A 16,567-nucleotide genomic window follows, 5' to 3' on the forward strand; every position below is an offset into this window, starting at 1 on the left:
TAAAATTAATACATAAGATTCTTACATTAAAACGAATTCTTTCTTAATGATTTCTCTAACGAAATACATTTTGCAAATTGCTTATGGTGTTCTCCAAACAATTGAGAGAGTTGAATATAAGAATGATATAAACGAATATTTTCCCTAACAAATAATAACCTGTCTTTTACGTTAACTGGTTTAATAGGCAGGTTCTCTAGTTCACCTATCCAATTATGTAATTTCACCGGCTTAGCGTTACTCCAAAACAACAACATATAATACAGGGCAATGCCTTTTTTCATTACAATTTCTACTTTACTGGAGCGTTCCTTTAGTAACGTAGCAAGCTCTCCCTCTACTTCTCTCCACATACATAGAATAGCACTTACTGCATGTTCAATATCATTCCATGGCGCATAAGGAAGGCTTTCTCCGTTGTAATATTGAATTTCATAATCGAAATATGGGTATTCCCATTGAAAATCTCTTTCTGGACTGCTTCTTAAAGTAACTTTCTTTTCCGCAAAGAAATAAGCATCAAAGATTTCTTCTGGAACCTCAATGGATATTCCACTCATATTTTTTCCTTCTTTTTCATTCTCTTCTGGCCCTCACGACATAAATCTAATAAAGGACACCGATCACATTGTGGAGACTGTGCCTTGCAATGATATCTTCCAAAGAAAATCAATCGATGGTGGGTTTCGGACCATTCTTCTTTAGGAATTTTTTTCATTAGGGTTTTCTCGACCTCTAACACACTATCCTTCCACTTACAGATACCCAGCCTTTTACTTACTCTTTCTACATGTGTGTCAACAGCAAGAGCTGGCACTCCAAATGCGACAGAAACCACTACATTTGCGGTTTTCCTGCCAACTCCAGGTAACTTTACTAAATCTTCATGACTTTGTGGTACTGTTCCACCATGCTCCATTAATATCATTTCACTAAGCCTACGAATATTTTTTGCCTTATTTCGATATAAACCAATTGAGCGAATATCCTGTTGGAGTTCTTCTAATGTGACATTTAGATAGTCTTCAGGCTTCTTATATTTTTCGAATAAACTCTTTGTTACTTTATTCACTAATGCATCTGTACATTGAGCTGATAAAAGAACGGCTATTACTAGCTCAAAGGGATTTTCATGCCGTAGTTCACAGTGTGCATTAGGAAACATCTTTCTCATTTCATCTAAACAAATGTCAATTTGTTTTCTATTTAACATCATTTACCCTCTTCTCTTAACTCTTCTACTACTATTTTAAAAAGAATGAAGACATCAATCAACTTTTATAGATTAATCTCCATGATTCTTTTAATAATCGAGCCCGTTTTGTTAAAAAACGAGCCGGAAAATGCTAAAATCGGTCCGATTTCATGGGAGTCAATCCGAATTGAAGGTGCATCAATCCAATCCAAAACTGTAAAGAATCGAGCTGTTTTACATTAATAACCAATTACACACAAAAGAAGAATCTACCTAAAAACAGCAATTCCAAGAACAAAATAAAAAGACTAACCCAATAACATTTTGGGTCAGTCCCTCTAGTTCTTGATTTATTGTTCGAGCCAATTGTAGAAAGGAACCGATTTTCTTTTGTTCTGATTATCATCGTTAGAAGGTGCAGTTTTTTGATGAGGACGAAAGCGCTGACTTTGATTACGGGCGTCTTCTATCGTTTTTACACCATTTTTCTTCCATTCAAATAAGATACGGTCAATATACCTGAAGTTCAACTTACCTGATATAACAGCCTCTCTCAATGCCGCTTTAATAATGATAGCATTATGCTCGTCTTGATCCAGCCACATCGATAGTGTCTCACATTCTAATGGTGAAAGAGGACGACCAAATTCCTGTTCAAACGTGGTATAGATATCTTTTTCCTCTTCCATTGCTTTTTGTGTTTGCTTCACCTTAGAATCTTGAATAACAAAATCTGCAAGCTTTTCCCAAAGTGGACTAATAGAGTACTTCTCAAACAATATACCATCAGACGATGATCCTTCATCAATCGATAGAAACTGTTGTTGCATTAATTTCCTTAATATAGATGAACAAACCTCCGTTGATATACTCATATTTTCTGATAGTTCTTCTGGAGTCGGAAAATAATTACCTTTTTCTAAATGACCATATATTTGAAGAAGTAAAACAAACTCTGATTCATTTAATCCTAATGTATTGTAATTTGATAATAATAATTGTGGAATACTTACTGTTCCTTCCTGAATCCAGGAAGCCATTAAACGTTTATAATCCATATTCTGTACACCTCGCCTTCTAGTATATCATGCTTATGTATATGTGGACATGGTAATGTATTAGAAGAATAAGGAACAAGAAAAGGCACAAAGTCTTCTAGTGGTTTGAGATGAACCTTGTAAATAAAAGAAAGGGCTGACGAAAATGCTGTAAAAGCAAGTTCGTCAGCTCCTTTTTCTTTTTAAGGGTATAAGCGATTAAGCAGACGTGGGAAAGGAATCGTTTCCCTAACGTGTTCTACTCCACTAATCCAGGCAACAGTTCTTTCTAAGCCTAGGCCAAATCCTGAATGAGGAACAGATCCATATTCTCTTAATTCTAAATACCATTTATATGCATCAGTAGCAAGTTCATGCTCTTCTATACGTTTTTTCATTAGTTCAGCGTCATGTATACGCTCAGAACCACCAATAATCTCTCCATACCCTTCAGGTGCAATTAAATCTGCACAAAGGACAACATCATCACGATCAGGGTCAGGCTGCATATAGAACGGTTTCAGAGACGTTGGATAATGAGTGATAAACACTGGCTTATCATAGCTTTCGGCTATCGCTGTTTCATGTGGTGCTCCGAAATCATCTCCCCACTCAATATCTTCAAACCCTTTTTCATGTAATAATTTAATGGCTTCATCGTACGTAATACGTGGGAAAGGTGCTTTCATTTGTTCTAACTTCGAAGTATCTCTTTCTAAACGTTCCAATTCAAGCTTACAATTTTCTAAAACGGCTTGAATAATGTAAGAAACATATTGCTCTTGAACCTCTAAATTATCTTTGAAATCATAGAAAGCCATCTCAGGCTCAATCATCCAAAATTCAATTAAATGACGACGAGTTTTTGACTTCTCTGCTCTGAAGGTTGGACCAAAAGAAAATACCTTTCCTAGTGCCATTGCTGCTGCTTCCATATAAAGTTGTCCACTTTGTGAAAGATAAGCATCCTCTTCAAAATACTTAGTAGCAAATAGCTCGGTAGTTCCTTCTGGCGCACTTCCTGTTAGGATTGGTGGATCTACCTTTACAAAGCCTTCTTGATTAAAAAATTCATATGTTGCACGAATAATTTCATTTCGAATTTTCATCACTGCATGCTGCTTACGAGAACGAAGCCATAGATGACGATGGTCCATAAGGAACTCTGTACCATGCTCTTTTGGTGTGATTGGATAGTCTACTGCTTCGTGAATGACTTCAATGCTTTTCACTTGTAGTTCGTATCCAAATGGTGAACGAGAATCCTCTGACACTACTCCTGTTACATATAAAGAAGTTTCTTGAGTTAGTGATTTAGCTTTTTGAAACATTTCTTCTTCTACTTCACTTTTCACCACGACACCTTGAATAAATCCGGTACCATCACGAAGTTGAAGAAAAGCAATTTTTCCACTTGAACGTTTATTAGCAAGCCAAGCACCCATGGTTACTTCCTGGCCAACAAATTTACTTACTTGAGATATAGTCGTTTTCATTATTTTTTCCCTCCAAAAAAACTAAGACACTTTACATTATGTATCGTTATTATTATACATTTACAGTTATCTCGCCGCAATAGATAGAGCAAAACGAGCATAATACTTAGGAAAAAAGCAGACCGATACTTAATTAACCGGTCTGCGTTATTGGAATTATTTACTTTTACTTACTACAAATTCATGGATTCTTTCTATAGCCTGTTCTAATGCATCCAGACTTGTTGCATAAGAAAGACGAATATTATCGTCTGAACCAAAACCTGACCCAGGAATGACCGCTACCTTCGCTTCCGCTAATAATGCTTTAGTAAAGTCATCCACATTATCGTATCCTGTCATATTGGCTGCCTTTGATACATTAGGGAATAAATAAAATGCTCCTTGAGGTTTCAAGCAATGAAAACCAGGAATGCTGTTTAATTTGTCAAACACAATATTCAAACGCTCTTCAAATGCTTTTCTCATCTCTTCAACCGGCTGTTGATCGCCTAAATAGGCTGCGACTGCACCATATTGAGAGGTTGTAGTTGGATTTGATGTGGAATGACTTGCCAGGTTTGTCATTGCTTTAATGATTGAAGCATCACCTGCTGCATACCCTATTCTCCATCCTGTCATAGAATGGGACTTAGACACTCCGTTTATCACAATAGTTTGTTCTTTAAACTGTTGTGATACTTCCGCAATGGATGTGTGTGCATTGTTATCATAGACTAACTTCTCATAAATCTCATCCGAAACAATAAGAATGTTTTTCTCTACACATACTTCCCCAATTGCTTTTAATTCTTCAACGGAATAGAGCATTCCTGTTGGGTTACTTGGAGAGTTTAGAATGACTGCTTTTGTTCTATCTGTAATGACATCTCTTAATTGGTTTGGAGTGATTTTATAAGAATTATCTTCTTTTCCCTCTACTATAACAGGGGTGCCTCCAGCTAGCTTCACCTGTTCTGGATAACTAACCCAATATGGAGTTGGGATGATAACTTCATCACTATCATTTAATAAAACTTGAAACAATGTGTAAAGGGCATGCTTTGCTCCACTCGTCACAATGATTTCAGATGGAGAATACGATATGTTTTGGTCAGTCTTAAACTTCTCGATAATCGCTTCTTTCAGCTTTGCTAATCCACCTGCTGGAGTGTATTTTGTATGCCCTTCCGTCATTGAATCATATGCAGCTTTGATGATATGTTCTGGAGTATTGAAGTCAGGTTCCCCTGCCCCTAATCCAATCACATCAATACCTTGTGCTTTCATTTCTTTAGCTTTAGCAGTTATGGCTAAAGTTGTAGATGGTGTTAATGCACTGACTCTTTCTGCTAATGAAAATTTCATGCAAGTTCCTCCCAAAGATTATAGGTTTTCAATCTTTCTCCACCACTCTCCATTTGAAAAGAGAATGTAATAATAATTCAAATGATCGTTCTTATCTAAATATGTGATTTCCCATACGGGACCGACAGATTCATGACCAAGTCTTATGGAAAGCAGTTCCTTTGGTTGCTTTTCATCATTTAGTTTATTGATCGCTTCATTTTTCGTAATACCATCTGCCCATTTTTCCTCAATAATTTTACCATTTTTATTTGGGACAAAGGCGATGGCCTTTTCACCTTTATCATCCTTACCAGTAATAACAACGTAAGGTTTTGAGCCATTATAAAAACTGGTATTTTCTACATTTACTATTGAAGTTTCTTCCTTCACTCTCTCCATTGCTTGTTCCATATCTTTATTCAAAGGTGATCGGGCTACTTTGTAAAGAATAACTGAGGCTGACACAAAAACAATAAGCAGTAAAATAGTAATAATTGTTAGCCATTTTTTCATTTAAATCACTCTTTATGTACGATAAATTGTTAAAATTGCTTGATTTTGATCTTCCGGATCTAACGCCAAACCAAACATATAATCATCTTTTTTTAATGTTCTATTTAATGCATCTACTATTTTATATAAATTGTCCGTATAGTCAATACGAACTGTAGATAGTATCTCAATCTTACTGTCCATCTTATTCCTCCCTTTCCTACGAGCCAAACCCGACAATGCTACGTTGAATATATAAGGTGACCATCCTAAACACTATACACATTATAACAACAATGATGCTGTTTTTGGTAGGTTGAAACTCAAAAACTAAAGATTATTTCCTTCATAGAAAAGACTGACAAGTTGTCAGCCAAATGGTTGGGAAGTTAATTAGAAAATGTCTCTTTATTAAATACATCTTCTTGATCAAACGTAATCACTTCATAATTACTTTGATTAAATTTAATTGAAATTAACCCGTGTTGACCAGTTAGATATAGATCAATCCAGGCTTCATTTATGGCTTCCAATGTGTCACCATTCAATAGTTTTTCTTTCGAACGATAAAGCACAGCAGTCTGGGGATCGATATGCATTAATAGTCGATTCGAAATGCTCTCTGTTTTAGAATGGATAGGTATCTTAACGATATTTACACTCCCCAATTTCTTTTTTAACAGTACATTTTCGGAGTGCAACGACTGGGAGCTTAGCCAAAGAAATCGATGATGAAAAAATGTAATAGAAAAATCCAATCCTTCTCTCACTTCGTTTCCTTCATGTATCACTTCAATTGATAACTCATTTGATAATGAAAATGACTGATTTTCCAGTATAGGTGTAACCTTTATTCCATCATTTTGCTTTATTGATTTTGCTAATGAAGATGCCATTATGACATTATTGATTGAAAAAATTTTATTCAACTTCAAAATTGAATCGGGATGATATTCTCGATCTTCAGTGATTATAATGCCAGAAAATGTACTAATATTGATCTGTTTTAAGTAATATAGCAATTGATCATATTCTGCCATTGGGCCAGTATTAATTAAATAATTTTCTCCAGACCCCAAATGAAGCATAGCTACTTCCCCTCTTTTTAAAGGGAGAAAGGTAATGGCATATTCATCATGGGACACATTCAAATTAACTTGAGGTATTTTCATACCCATAGTGCTTGAAATTACTATGAAAAAAATGAGTATTGTTGAAATGACCACTCTCATAACATTTTCCTCCAGTATTCACATCTACCTTCATTAGGTTGTGTTAAAGAGAAAAAATTTATCACTTAAGTTTTTAGAGTTAAAGCCAATCATCAATCCATTGTATCAATTCTAATAAATTCCCTTCTTTCACTTGCATGGAAGGAATTGATTTTAAAAATGCATTACCGTATTTTGTTGTGACGACTCTTCGGTCATATACGATTACGATTCCCCGGTCACTGCTTCTTCTAATAAGCCTGCCTACTCCTTGTTTAAAGCGAATAATCGCTTCAGGTAATGAATGTGATGAAAAAGGGTTTTTCCCCTGTGACTTAAGTATTTCTGATTTCGCTTGAGTGACCGGCTCATCTGGTGGAGTAAAAGGTAACCTTACCAATGCAAGACAAGATAGATCCTCACCAGGAATGTCTACCCCTTCCCAAAAGCTACTCGTTCCAAAAAGAATGGCTTTATCGAATCGCTGAAAGTTCTTTGTTAATCGAGTTCTACTTCCAGAGGTTATCCCCTGAGCCATTAGTACATACTCCTCTAGTAAACCACTCTCTTTCATCAGTTCGTATGTTTTCCTTAACATGTCATATGAAGTAAACAAAATAAGCATTCTTCCTTTTGTAGCTTGGGCAACTCCAATGAGATGAGAGCTAATGGATTCAACATATTCGTCGTTGTGAACCTGCTGAATTTCAGGCACATCATTCGGGACAAAAAGCCTAGAGATCTCATTATAATTAAATGGTGAAGTTAATTGTAAATGTTTTACATTCCGGTCAACTAGTCCCACTTCATTTAAGAAGTATTTAAATGAACCGCTTACTGTTAAAGTAGCTGAAGTTAAAACAACACTTTTCTTCTTGTTGAAAATCTCCATCTGCAACTTTTCGTCAACTGAAATAGGTTGAGCCTGAAGAGTTAAGCTGTTAGGTAAGGACCTTGTGTCTCCATCAAGCCAAAAAACATGGTTGTTTATCTCTCCTAGGAAAATGTAGTGGAAATTCAAGCGTAATTCTTTCCACTCTTCTAAAAAGCTGTAAAATTCCTCTAATAATGCTTTTTCCTTATCTTGAATCTTTATTTTTTTATCCTTGATGGTGTCTAATATGCCATAAAATTCTTTTTCTATTAACTTCATACCAGAGATGACTCTTTCCATGGCCATTTGTACAGGCTGCCAAAAACTGCTTCTTCTGATTTCTTCTGAAATCCTTAGTTGAATCTTTTGAGCACCTGTTCTCTTTTTTGCTTTTTTATAAAATATACTCGTCAGAACGGCTATCGCTTCTTCCAAATCAATATAAAATTGATGAATCGAAGAGTCCAGCTCAAAAGAATGTGTTTTGTTTTCAACGGAATATTTTTCAACAAACTCATTTAGTTTGTAATATAACTGTTTCTGATCAAGAGTTCCCAATTGAGATGTACTAAATTTAATGGATAGATAATCCATCATGATCCCAAGATGCTGTCGTGCGGATTTCTCTAAATGATGGGCTTCGTCAATCACTAAATAATCAAAGCTTGGAAGCATACTCCTCTCCTTTGCAATATCTGTAAGGAGCATTGAATGATTTGTAAGTATGATATCAGCTTCTTGAGCATTCTTTCTTGCATACAAATAGAAGTCCTTGTTTACCCAGGGATCCTTATTATGTGGTAAATGCCAACCATCATGGCGAAGTCGATTCCAAAATAATTGTCCACCCGAGGTTAAATTTAGTTCATCCAAATCCCCAGACTCCGTCTTTGTTAGCCATACAAGAATTTGCATTTTAGTCAGTACGACATCATATTGAGTTTCAGTTTCACGTAAGGACTGTTCAAATTTAAACAAATTTATGTAATGATTTTTTCCCTTTAACAATACGGTTTTGAAAGGTACAGGACTAATTTTTTCAAGTAATTTGATTTCTTTATTCAGCAATTGTTCTTGTAATTGAATGGTAAACGTACTGATTACGATTCTTTCGTTCCGTCTGAGGGCAAACATAACTGACGGCCACAGATAGCCTAATGATTTTCCTACTCCCGTACCTGCTTCAATTACAATGTGTTGTGATTGCTCAAAGGCACGTTGGATTTCCATCATCATTTCAATTTGTTGTTCTCTTTTCTCGTAAAAAGGAACATGTTTACCCAGCATTCCCTCAACATCCAACTCATAATCTAAATCATGATGGCTTTCTCTTTTTTGAGAAAATGAATGTTTTTTACGAAGAGCAATGCCTCTATAAACTTCTAATGCTATTGGTAAATCCTCAACATGTTTTTGCTTTTCGTTCACAATCTCATCGAATAACAAAGAAAGATCACTTTTCAAATAGTTTGAGAGCTGTTGAAGCTTTTCTAACGTAACGAGAGGTAAGTTCGTTAGCTCTTGAATAAAATAGAGAATAAGTTCTGCTGTTACATATGCGTCACTATCAGCCTGATGAGGCTTTACATGACTTAACGATAATGAAGATGAGAGCTCCGTTAATTTAAAGCTATCTGCTGAAGGTAGTACAATTTTCGCTAATTCAACCGTGTCAAATGCAGGACCTGAAAATGGATTATAACCTGCTTCCTCTAATTCTCCCTGAAGAAAAGACAAATCAAATTGAACATTATGAGCTACAAATACACCATTATTCAAAATCTCTAATATTTTTGGAGCGATCTCATGAAAAGCAGGAGCATCTTTTACCATTTCATCATTGATTCCCGTCAATTCCTCGATAAAGGGAGGAATAGTCTTACCTGGGCATACAAAGGATGTAAATTGGTCAATGATTTTTCCACCTTCAATGATCACCGCCGATAATTGTATTATTTTTTCCCCTTTTTTAGGGGAATTTCCAGTCGTTTCTAGGTCTATTACTACAAGTTTAAAAGGTAACATATTTTCACTGCCTTTAATTTAAATCCTTCAATATTCTCTCTTATTCTTTATGATTTCTAAATAAGTGTACCATAATACAATTTAGAAGAGCTAGAAAGAACAAAATACCTTCCAATAATTAAAAAAGGCGATTTCGTCTAAGTTGTGCCTATATAATATAGATCGATGGGAAGGTGGTTTGCTGCTCTTCTTAGGGGCCTTCCCCATTAGCATAACTTTAGAAAAATAACTCGTGTTTTTGATGAGTGGTAGAAACAGAACTTGAACGTTCCTTTCCGCTCCAACCTACACTGTGCTTCTTTATTCTGACTGAATAATAAATGAATAGACACAACATACGAAAAACAGCCAATCAAAAAAGCAAGACGCATGAAATTGCATCTCGCTTTTTTTGTATGCTCATTTAATCAGTTTTGTTCATTTACGCACTTGCCTTCACTGTCAATGAGACAGTGTTCAACCACATAAAAAATTGGATATGTTTAATAAATAGTCGCTTCAGGTTCTGTTCCAATCATTTCAACAATCTGGTTGTTTTCATCCATGATTGCTACTTTAGGTACATGATCATGAACATATTCTTCAGCCACAAGTTTGTATGAAATGATTATGACGACATCCCCTTTTTGAACGAGTCTTGCCGCTGCGCCGTTTAGACAAATTACTCCACTTCCTCTTTCTCCAGGGATAATATAGGTTTCAAGACGGGCACCGTTATTGTTGTTTACGATTTGAACCTTCTCGTTTGCCATCATCCCTACTTGTTCTAAAATATCTTCATCGATCGTAATACTTCCTACATAATCTAAATTTGCTTCCGTCACTCTTGCTCTATGAATTTTCCCACTCATCATTGTTCTAAACATTCTTATTCTCCTTTGCATTAACGGTGATGATCTGATTATCGATTAATCTGGCTTTTTCAAATTGAACAGCTAAAGCTATAATGATTTCCCCATCTAAGGTGTCTAACTCCTTCAAACCTGGAAAAGAATATATTTCCACATAATCTACGATCCCTGATGTTTCATTGTTTATTGTTTCAGAGACCATACTGATAATCTGTTGAGGATCCCTTAACCCTGCTTGTATACTATTTTTTGCCTTTAATAGACTTTGATGGAGGGCAGGTGCTTCAACTCTTTCTTTCTCTGATAAATATACATTTCTGGAGCTTTTTGCTAGTCCGTCTTTTTCTCGGACGGTTGGTACTCGAATGATTTCAACCGGAAAGAAATAGTCTTTCACTAAACCTTCAACAACCGCTATCTGCTGGGCATCTTTCAATCCAAAATAAGCTCTTGTTGGCTGAATAAGATGAAAAAGCTTCGTTAGTACTGTGACTACCCCATCAAAATGACCTTCTCGCTTTCTACCACAAAGGACATTTACCCTCTCGATTACACTCATTCGAGTAGATAGATCTCTGCTATACATCTCACCCGTTTCAGGTAAGAAAAGTATGTCTACCCCATTGTTTCTTGCTAACTCTATGTCTCTTTCATAATCACGTGGATAACGATCAAAATCTTCATTCGGACCAAATTGTAATGGATTCACAAAAATACTCATGACTACTACTTCATTATTCTTTCTTGCCTCTGACACGAGGGTTAAATGCCCCTCGTGTAGATATCCCATAGTAGGGACAAACCCGATTGAAGAACTTGATTGCTTAAGCAGAGTAATTTGTTCTTGTATATCTTCTATTTTTGTTGCAATTTTCATTTACCTATACCACCATATAGAGATTGTAATTCTTCATCACTCATTGTAAAAGAGTGTTCTTCAGAGGGAAATTGTCCTTGTTTTACTTCTTCGTGATAACTCTTGATACTGCTTAAGATCGTTTCAGACACATTGCTATACTGTTTTACAAACTTAGGAACCCGGTTCACTCCGTAAGTTACTAAATCGTGAAAAACTAAAACCTGACCATCCGTGTCTATTCCAGCACCTATGCCGATTGTCGGAATCGTTAAGGCTTCAGAAACCTCTTTGGCTAATTGTTTGGGAACACACTCTAATACAAGTGCAAATGCCCCTGCTTCTTCACATTTTTTGGCATCATCAAGGAGCTTTTTTGCTGATTCAGCGGTTTTCCCTTGAACTTTATATCCACCTAAAACTCCTACTGATTGGGGAGTTAATCCTAAATGTGCCATAACAGGGATACCTGCGGCTGTTAATGATTGAATTCGATCAATCACTTTGCCTGCACCTTCTACCTTTACAGCATGTGCTCCACTTTTTTGGAGAATTTCCGTAGCAGTCTTTAAGGTTTCATCCGTAGACAGATGATAGGTCATAAAAGGCATATCTGTGACGATAAATGTATGTTGAGCTCCTCTTTTTACTGCTTTAGTATGGTGAATCATATCGTCTACCGTAACTGGTACAGTTGAATCATAACCTAATACGACCATACCTAAAGAGTCACCTACTAAAATCAAGTCCACTTCAGCCTCTTCAGCCAACTTCGCACTCGGAAAATCATAAGCGGTAAGCATTGAAATTTTTTCTGACTTTTTCTTCATTTTAAGAAAATCTGTTGTTTGTTTCATGTGTTCCTCCTTCTTTTCAGTCAGAGGTGACGAAACAGAATGAAAGCACTTTCATTTATGCAATAAAAAAACCTTCTGAAATAATGACAGAAGGATCATAAGTGTTTAGAATCATTGTTTCGACCCTCTGTCCCAGTCCAATTTGGATCAAGGCAGAATTTTAAATTTTATCAAACATTCAGTTTACAGGTGCAGTTCCTAGGATACTGCCCACTGAAATTATACCATAAAAAAAGAGATGGAAGAAAGAGTTTTAGTTCTTCTTCCATCTCTTATAGAAAAAAAGCCAGACTATACATTCACTTCAATATCAGCAGAATATATTTGATGGACAACACCTGAAGTGTCTTCTATCTTTAAAACACCCTCATCAGTAATTCCAAGTGCCCTGCCTTCAATATTTCCATTTATCGTCCTAGCAATTATTTTTTTTCCAATACTTATAGCATAGCTTTCCCACAACAGCTTGATTGGAGTGAAGCCTTCTTTCATATAGAGGTCATAGAGGACCTCCATTCGTTCTAAAATATTCTGAACTAACTCTGACCTAGAAAGCTGGTTTCCTTGTTCAATAGCCAATGACGTAGCAATGGTCTGCAGTTCATCAGGAAAATGTTTTTGTGTATGATTCACATTCATTCCGATGCCTATAATAATGGAATTTATTTTATCTGATTCCGCTTGCAACTCAGTTAAGATCCCTGTTACTTTTTTGCCGTTTATGAGAATATCATTCGGCCACTTTATTTGTGGATGCAAATCTGAGACCTCTTCTATGGCTTGAACGACAGCTACTGCAGTAATCAAAGTGAACTGAGGAGCTTTTTGAGGGGGCAGGAGAGGCTTTAATATGAGACTCATCCATATACCTGTCCCCTTAGAAGAGTGCCATTCCCTCATTAGCCTGCCTCTTCCAGCCGTTTGTTCATCCGCAATAACCATAGTCCCTTCTTGGGCTCCATCACCTGCTAGAACATGGGCAATTTTTTGGGTGCTTTTAACTGATTCCTCGTAATGAATGACTTGACCTAATGTTTTAGTTTGTAACCCTAATCGAATTTTATTTTCAGTTACACTATCAGGTGTTTCAAGTATACGATAGCCTTTTCTTCTAACTGCTTCGAGAATAAAACCTTCTTTTCGAAGTTCTTCAATATGCTTCCAGATGGCTGTTCTGGAACAACCTACAATATCAGCTAATGATTGTCCAGATAAGAATTCATCTTCCGAATGAGAGAAAGCTTCTAATAACTTTTTTCTTATTGCTGATTGCATTCCTTAAGCCACCTCCGTATAGGTTCTTTTTCATTGATTATGATTCCGTTTATGATAGCTGATTCAATTCTATTTAATTCTTCCTTTATCCATGGACCTTCCTTTTGTTTAGCCCATTCCATTAAATCTTTCCCACTTACAGCAATCTCTCCCTTTGATTTTATCGGTAATCGATCATAGTTCTCTTCGAGGGTAATTAAGGAAGAAAATGTAAGGTTGTGAATACAGCAATATACTTTTTCAACGTTTAGTGCAGCTTCTAACCCGGCATTATAAAGTAAACTCTTGGTCCAACCAGAACTCTCTCTGCGTTTTAATATTTGAATTTCTTTGCTACGATTTTTTATCATTTTTGATGGAAGTCTCCATTTTTTCAAAAAGGCTTGTACATTCGTTTCAGCCATAAAGGATAATAGTAGTAACCAGGCTTGTTCCTTATTCAATTGATGAATATTTGAAGTTTCAGTGAAACACTCCAATGCCTCAGGGTAGCGAATTAATTCAGGTAATTCTTTGTAAATGCCTGTCTGAATTAACAAAGAAACAGCTTCCTTCTTAAAGGGTGCACTAAGAATTTTTTCAAATTCCATTGTTTTTCTTTCAGTTGCAATATGAGAAAGGAGTGGAACATTTTCAGATAAAGCTTTTAAAGTAGACTCTTCAAGAGCAAAGCCTAATTGACTGACAAACCGAATTCCCCTCATCATTCTTAATGCATCCTCTGAAAACCTTTGCTTAGGAGGGCCTACTGTTCGAATGATTCTATCGTCGATATCCCTTTTTCCGTTATACGGGTCTATGATCATACCTTTTACGTTCATAGCCATGCTATTCATTGTGAAATCACGACGCTCCAGGTCACCATTTAAAGAGCGGATAAACTCTACCTTATCTGGTCTTCTGAAATCCTTGTAGGTAGATTCTGTGCGAAAGGTGGTAATTTCATATTCTGAATCTTGATCCATCACCAGTATCGTCCCGTGCTCGATTCCTACATCAACCGTTTTCCTGAATATTTTTTTTAATTCCTCGGGGAGTGCGGAGGTTGCAATATCTACATCATTAATCGGTCTATTTAAGTAATAATCTCTGACAGAACCTCCGACAAAATATGCTTCATACCCTGCCCGTTCGATTTTTTCAAGAACAGGTATTGCCTGTTGAAACATTTTAGGTAACATTATTAACCACACCTGCTTACATTAATAAAGAGTTTCAAATCACATCTCCATTAAAAATTAGAATAAACCTCGATATACTTGTTCGTATTGTTCTAAAATTTTACTAGAATGAAACTTAGTTCTTGCCGTTTCAAGAGCATTCTGAGAAAAAGTTCTGTGTAACGTTTCGTCTTTTAGAAGAGTTAAGGCCTTTGTAGCGATTTGTTCTACGTTTCCTACTTCACAAATGTAGCCATTAACCCCGTCTTCAATCACCTCTGGAATCCCTCCAACATTGGTACCAATGCTTGGTACTCCACAAGCCATTGCTTCTAATGCTACTAAACCAAAGCTTTCTTTTTCTGAAACTAAAAGCTTTATATCACTTAAGGAATACAATTCTTCAAGATTATCCTGCTTTCCTAGGAACAATACTTTATTTTCTAACCCCAGATCTCTTACCTGTTTGCAGATAATCGTCATTTCTGGTCCATCTCCGACAAGGAGTAGTTTAGAAGGAAGCTGTTTTTGGATTATATGGAATGAAGCAACTACATCTGTTACCCTCTTTACGCTGCGAAAATTTGAAACATGAATAATGACTTTTTCTTCTTGAGTAATGCCATATTCACTCTTTAAGTGTTGGGAGTCAACGGCACGATATACCCGTTCGTCAATAAAATTATAAACCGTTTTTATTTCTTTATCTGGCTGTATAAGCTCTTGCGTCTGTTCTACCAACGCAGAAGATACAGCTGTAACCACATCAGATTTTTCAATACCAAATCGAATTGCTCCTGTTAAAGATGGGTCGTAACCGAGTACCGTAATATCAGTACCATGTAGGGTAGTTACAATCTTCACATTCTTCCCTGCCATTTGTTTTCCTAATATGGCACATACAGCATGTGGAATTGCATAATGAACGTGCAGGATATCTAAATTCTCTCTTTCAATAACCTCTGCCATTTTATTTGCAAGAGCAATATCATAAGGGGGATATTGAAATACAGAATATTGACTAACTTCAACCTGATGAAAATAAATATTGTGGTACATTTTATTTAATCTAAATGGAATGCTTGATGTAATAAAATGTATTTCATGACCTTTTTCTGCTAATAATTTACCTAGTTCTGTTGCTACTACTCCAGATCCACCTACAGTAGGATAGCATGTAATTCCAATTTTCAATTTCATCTTTAATCTCCTAACAAATCTTGATGAAGAATAAGTGTATTATAGGAGAAGAATCCTTCTGCATAGTGTATACCTGCATCTTTTCCCATCATTCTTTCCCTTGCTTCAACAGCCTCTAAATACCCTTCCGTTAACGGGGTGGAAACATTGCCTTCCCCCTTGGTGAATTGACTTTCGTAGGCTTGCAAGCTTAAGAGTTTTGTATGAATATGATTTTCAATATTAATAACAAAATCAGGTTTATGGAACCCATTAATCATATAAAAATAAAGATTCTTTGCCTTATGGTGAGAGCTTCTGTCTTCAACTTTTCTAATTCCAGCTGAAAAAAAAGCTTCTTTCACCAATTTCGAAGCATTTCCATGATCTGGATGCCGATCCTGATCAAATGGAGCGAAAATCACTTTAGGTTTATATTTTCTAATTATCGATACCACTTTTAAAATATTCTCATCTGTTATGTAAATCCCTCTGTCAGGAATGTCCAGAGTTTCTCGCTCCAATACACCTAATAATTGAGCTGCTTTCTTCGCTTCTTTTTTCCTTAAAGGAACTGACCCATTAGACGATAACTCAGCCTGGGTAATGTCACAGATAACAATTTTCTTTCCTTCTGATGCATATTTGGCTATTGTACCACCCATACCTATTTCAACATCATCTGAATGAGCACCAAAAGCAAGTATGTCAATATGTTCTGGCTCCATGG

The 16,567-nt window shown here is 36.1% G+C and carries 16 protein-coding genes; all 16 read right to left on the reverse strand.

Going from position 1 to position 16,567, the window contains the following annotated elements:
* Positions 1-26: 26 nt before the first annotated feature.
* Positions 27-560, reverse strand: coding sequence for a YpoC family protein (locus tag IQI_RS03895; RefSeq protein ID WP_064091425.1), 534 nt, complete (start codon positions 558-560; stop codon positions 27-29).
* Positions 557-1,213, reverse strand: a complete 657-nt coding sequence (gene nth, locus IQI_RS03900) for an endonuclease III (RefSeq protein WP_064091426.1) — start codon at positions 1,211-1,213, stop codon at positions 557-559. The genes IQI_RS03895 and nth overlap by 4 nt, the downstream gene beginning before the upstream one ends.
* A gap of 332 nt (positions 1,214-1,545) precedes the next feature.
* Positions 1,546-2,253: a DnaD domain-containing protein gene (locus tag IQI_RS03905; protein WP_064091427.1), complete on the reverse strand. Its 708-nt coding sequence runs from the start codon at positions 2,251-2,253 to the stop codon at positions 1,546-1,548.
* A 182-nt stretch (positions 2,254-2,435) separates the two neighbouring features.
* Complete coding sequence (gene asnS, locus IQI_RS03910; RefSeq protein ID WP_156509832.1) at positions 2,436-3,728, reverse strand: asparagine--tRNA ligase; 1,293 nt, start codon at positions 3,726-3,728, stop codon at positions 2,436-2,438.
* Between the two features lie 156 nt (positions 3,729-3,884).
* Positions 3,885-5,075, reverse strand: a complete 1,191-nt coding sequence (locus tag IQI_RS03915) for a pyridoxal phosphate-dependent aminotransferase (RefSeq protein ID WP_064091429.1) — start codon at positions 5,073-5,075, stop codon at positions 3,885-3,887.
* 18 nt (positions 5,076-5,093) lie between these two features.
* Positions 5,094-5,570, reverse strand: a complete 477-nt coding sequence (locus tag IQI_RS03920; protein WP_064091430.1) for a cell wall elongation regulator TseB-like domain-containing protein — start codon at positions 5,568-5,570, stop codon at positions 5,094-5,096.
* Positions 5,571-5,582: 12 nt separating this feature from the next.
* Positions 5,583-5,753, reverse strand: a complete 171-nt coding sequence (locus IQI_RS20120) for a YpmA family protein (protein WP_064498961.1) — start codon at positions 5,751-5,753, stop codon at positions 5,583-5,585.
* A gap of 185 nt (positions 5,754-5,938) precedes the next feature.
* Entirely contained in the window at positions 5,939-6,781 is an 843-nt protein-coding gene (locus IQI_RS03925) for a ComEC/Rec2 family competence protein (protein ID WP_064091055.1), read from the reverse strand.
* 79 nt (positions 6,782-6,860) lie between these two features.
* A complete protein-coding gene (dinG, locus tag IQI_RS03930; RefSeq protein WP_064091054.1) occupies positions 6,861-9,659 on the reverse strand; it encodes an ATP-dependent DNA helicase DinG in 2,799 nt (932 codons plus the stop codon).
* Between the two features lie 482 nt (positions 9,660-10,141).
* Positions 10,142-10,525 carry an aspartate 1-decarboxylase gene (gene panD, locus IQI_RS03935; protein WP_064091053.1) on the reverse strand — a complete coding sequence of 128 codons (384 nt, stop codon included), beginning with the start codon at positions 10,523-10,525 and terminating at the stop codon, positions 10,142-10,144.
* Positions 10,518-11,387, reverse strand: a complete 870-nt coding sequence (gene panC, locus IQI_RS03940) for a pantoate--beta-alanine ligase (RefSeq protein ID WP_064091052.1) — start codon at positions 11,385-11,387, stop codon at positions 10,518-10,520. The genes panD and panC overlap by 8 nt, the downstream gene beginning before the upstream one ends.
* Positions 11,384-12,223, reverse strand: coding sequence for a 3-methyl-2-oxobutanoate hydroxymethyltransferase (gene panB, locus IQI_RS03945; RefSeq protein ID WP_064091051.1), 840 nt, complete (start codon positions 12,221-12,223; stop codon positions 11,384-11,386). The genes panC and panB overlap by 4 nt, the downstream gene beginning before the upstream one ends.
* A 291-nt stretch (positions 12,224-12,514) precedes the next feature.
* A complete protein-coding gene (locus IQI_RS03950) occupies positions 12,515-13,498 on the reverse strand; it encodes a biotin--[acetyl-CoA-carboxylase] ligase (protein WP_064091050.1) in 984 nt (327 codons plus the stop codon).
* Positions 13,483-14,679 (reverse strand): CCA tRNA nucleotidyltransferase, encoded by a 1,197-nt coding sequence (locus tag IQI_RS03955; protein ID WP_064091049.1) that lies wholly within the window; start codon positions 14,677-14,679, stop codon positions 13,483-13,485. Before IQI_RS03955 ends, IQI_RS03950 begins: the two co-directional genes overlap by 16 nt.
* 57 nt (positions 14,680-14,736) lie before the next feature.
* Entirely contained in the window at positions 14,737-15,858 is a 1,122-nt protein-coding gene (bshA, locus tag IQI_RS03960) for an N-acetyl-alpha-D-glucosaminyl L-malate synthase BshA (RefSeq protein WP_064091048.1), read from the reverse strand.
* 2 nt (positions 15,859-15,860) lie between these two features.
* Entirely contained in the window at positions 15,861-16,565 is a 705-nt protein-coding gene (gene bshB1, locus IQI_RS03965; RefSeq protein ID WP_064091047.1) for a bacillithiol biosynthesis deacetylase BshB1, read from the reverse strand.
* Positions 16,566-16,567: the final 2 nt, after the last annotated feature.

Origin of the sequence: Rossellomorea aquimaris TF-12, assembly GCF_001648555.1 — a bacterium.
GTDB classification, from domain to species: Bacteria; Bacillota; Bacilli; order Bacillales; family Bacillaceae_B; genus Rossellomorea; species Rossellomorea aquimaris.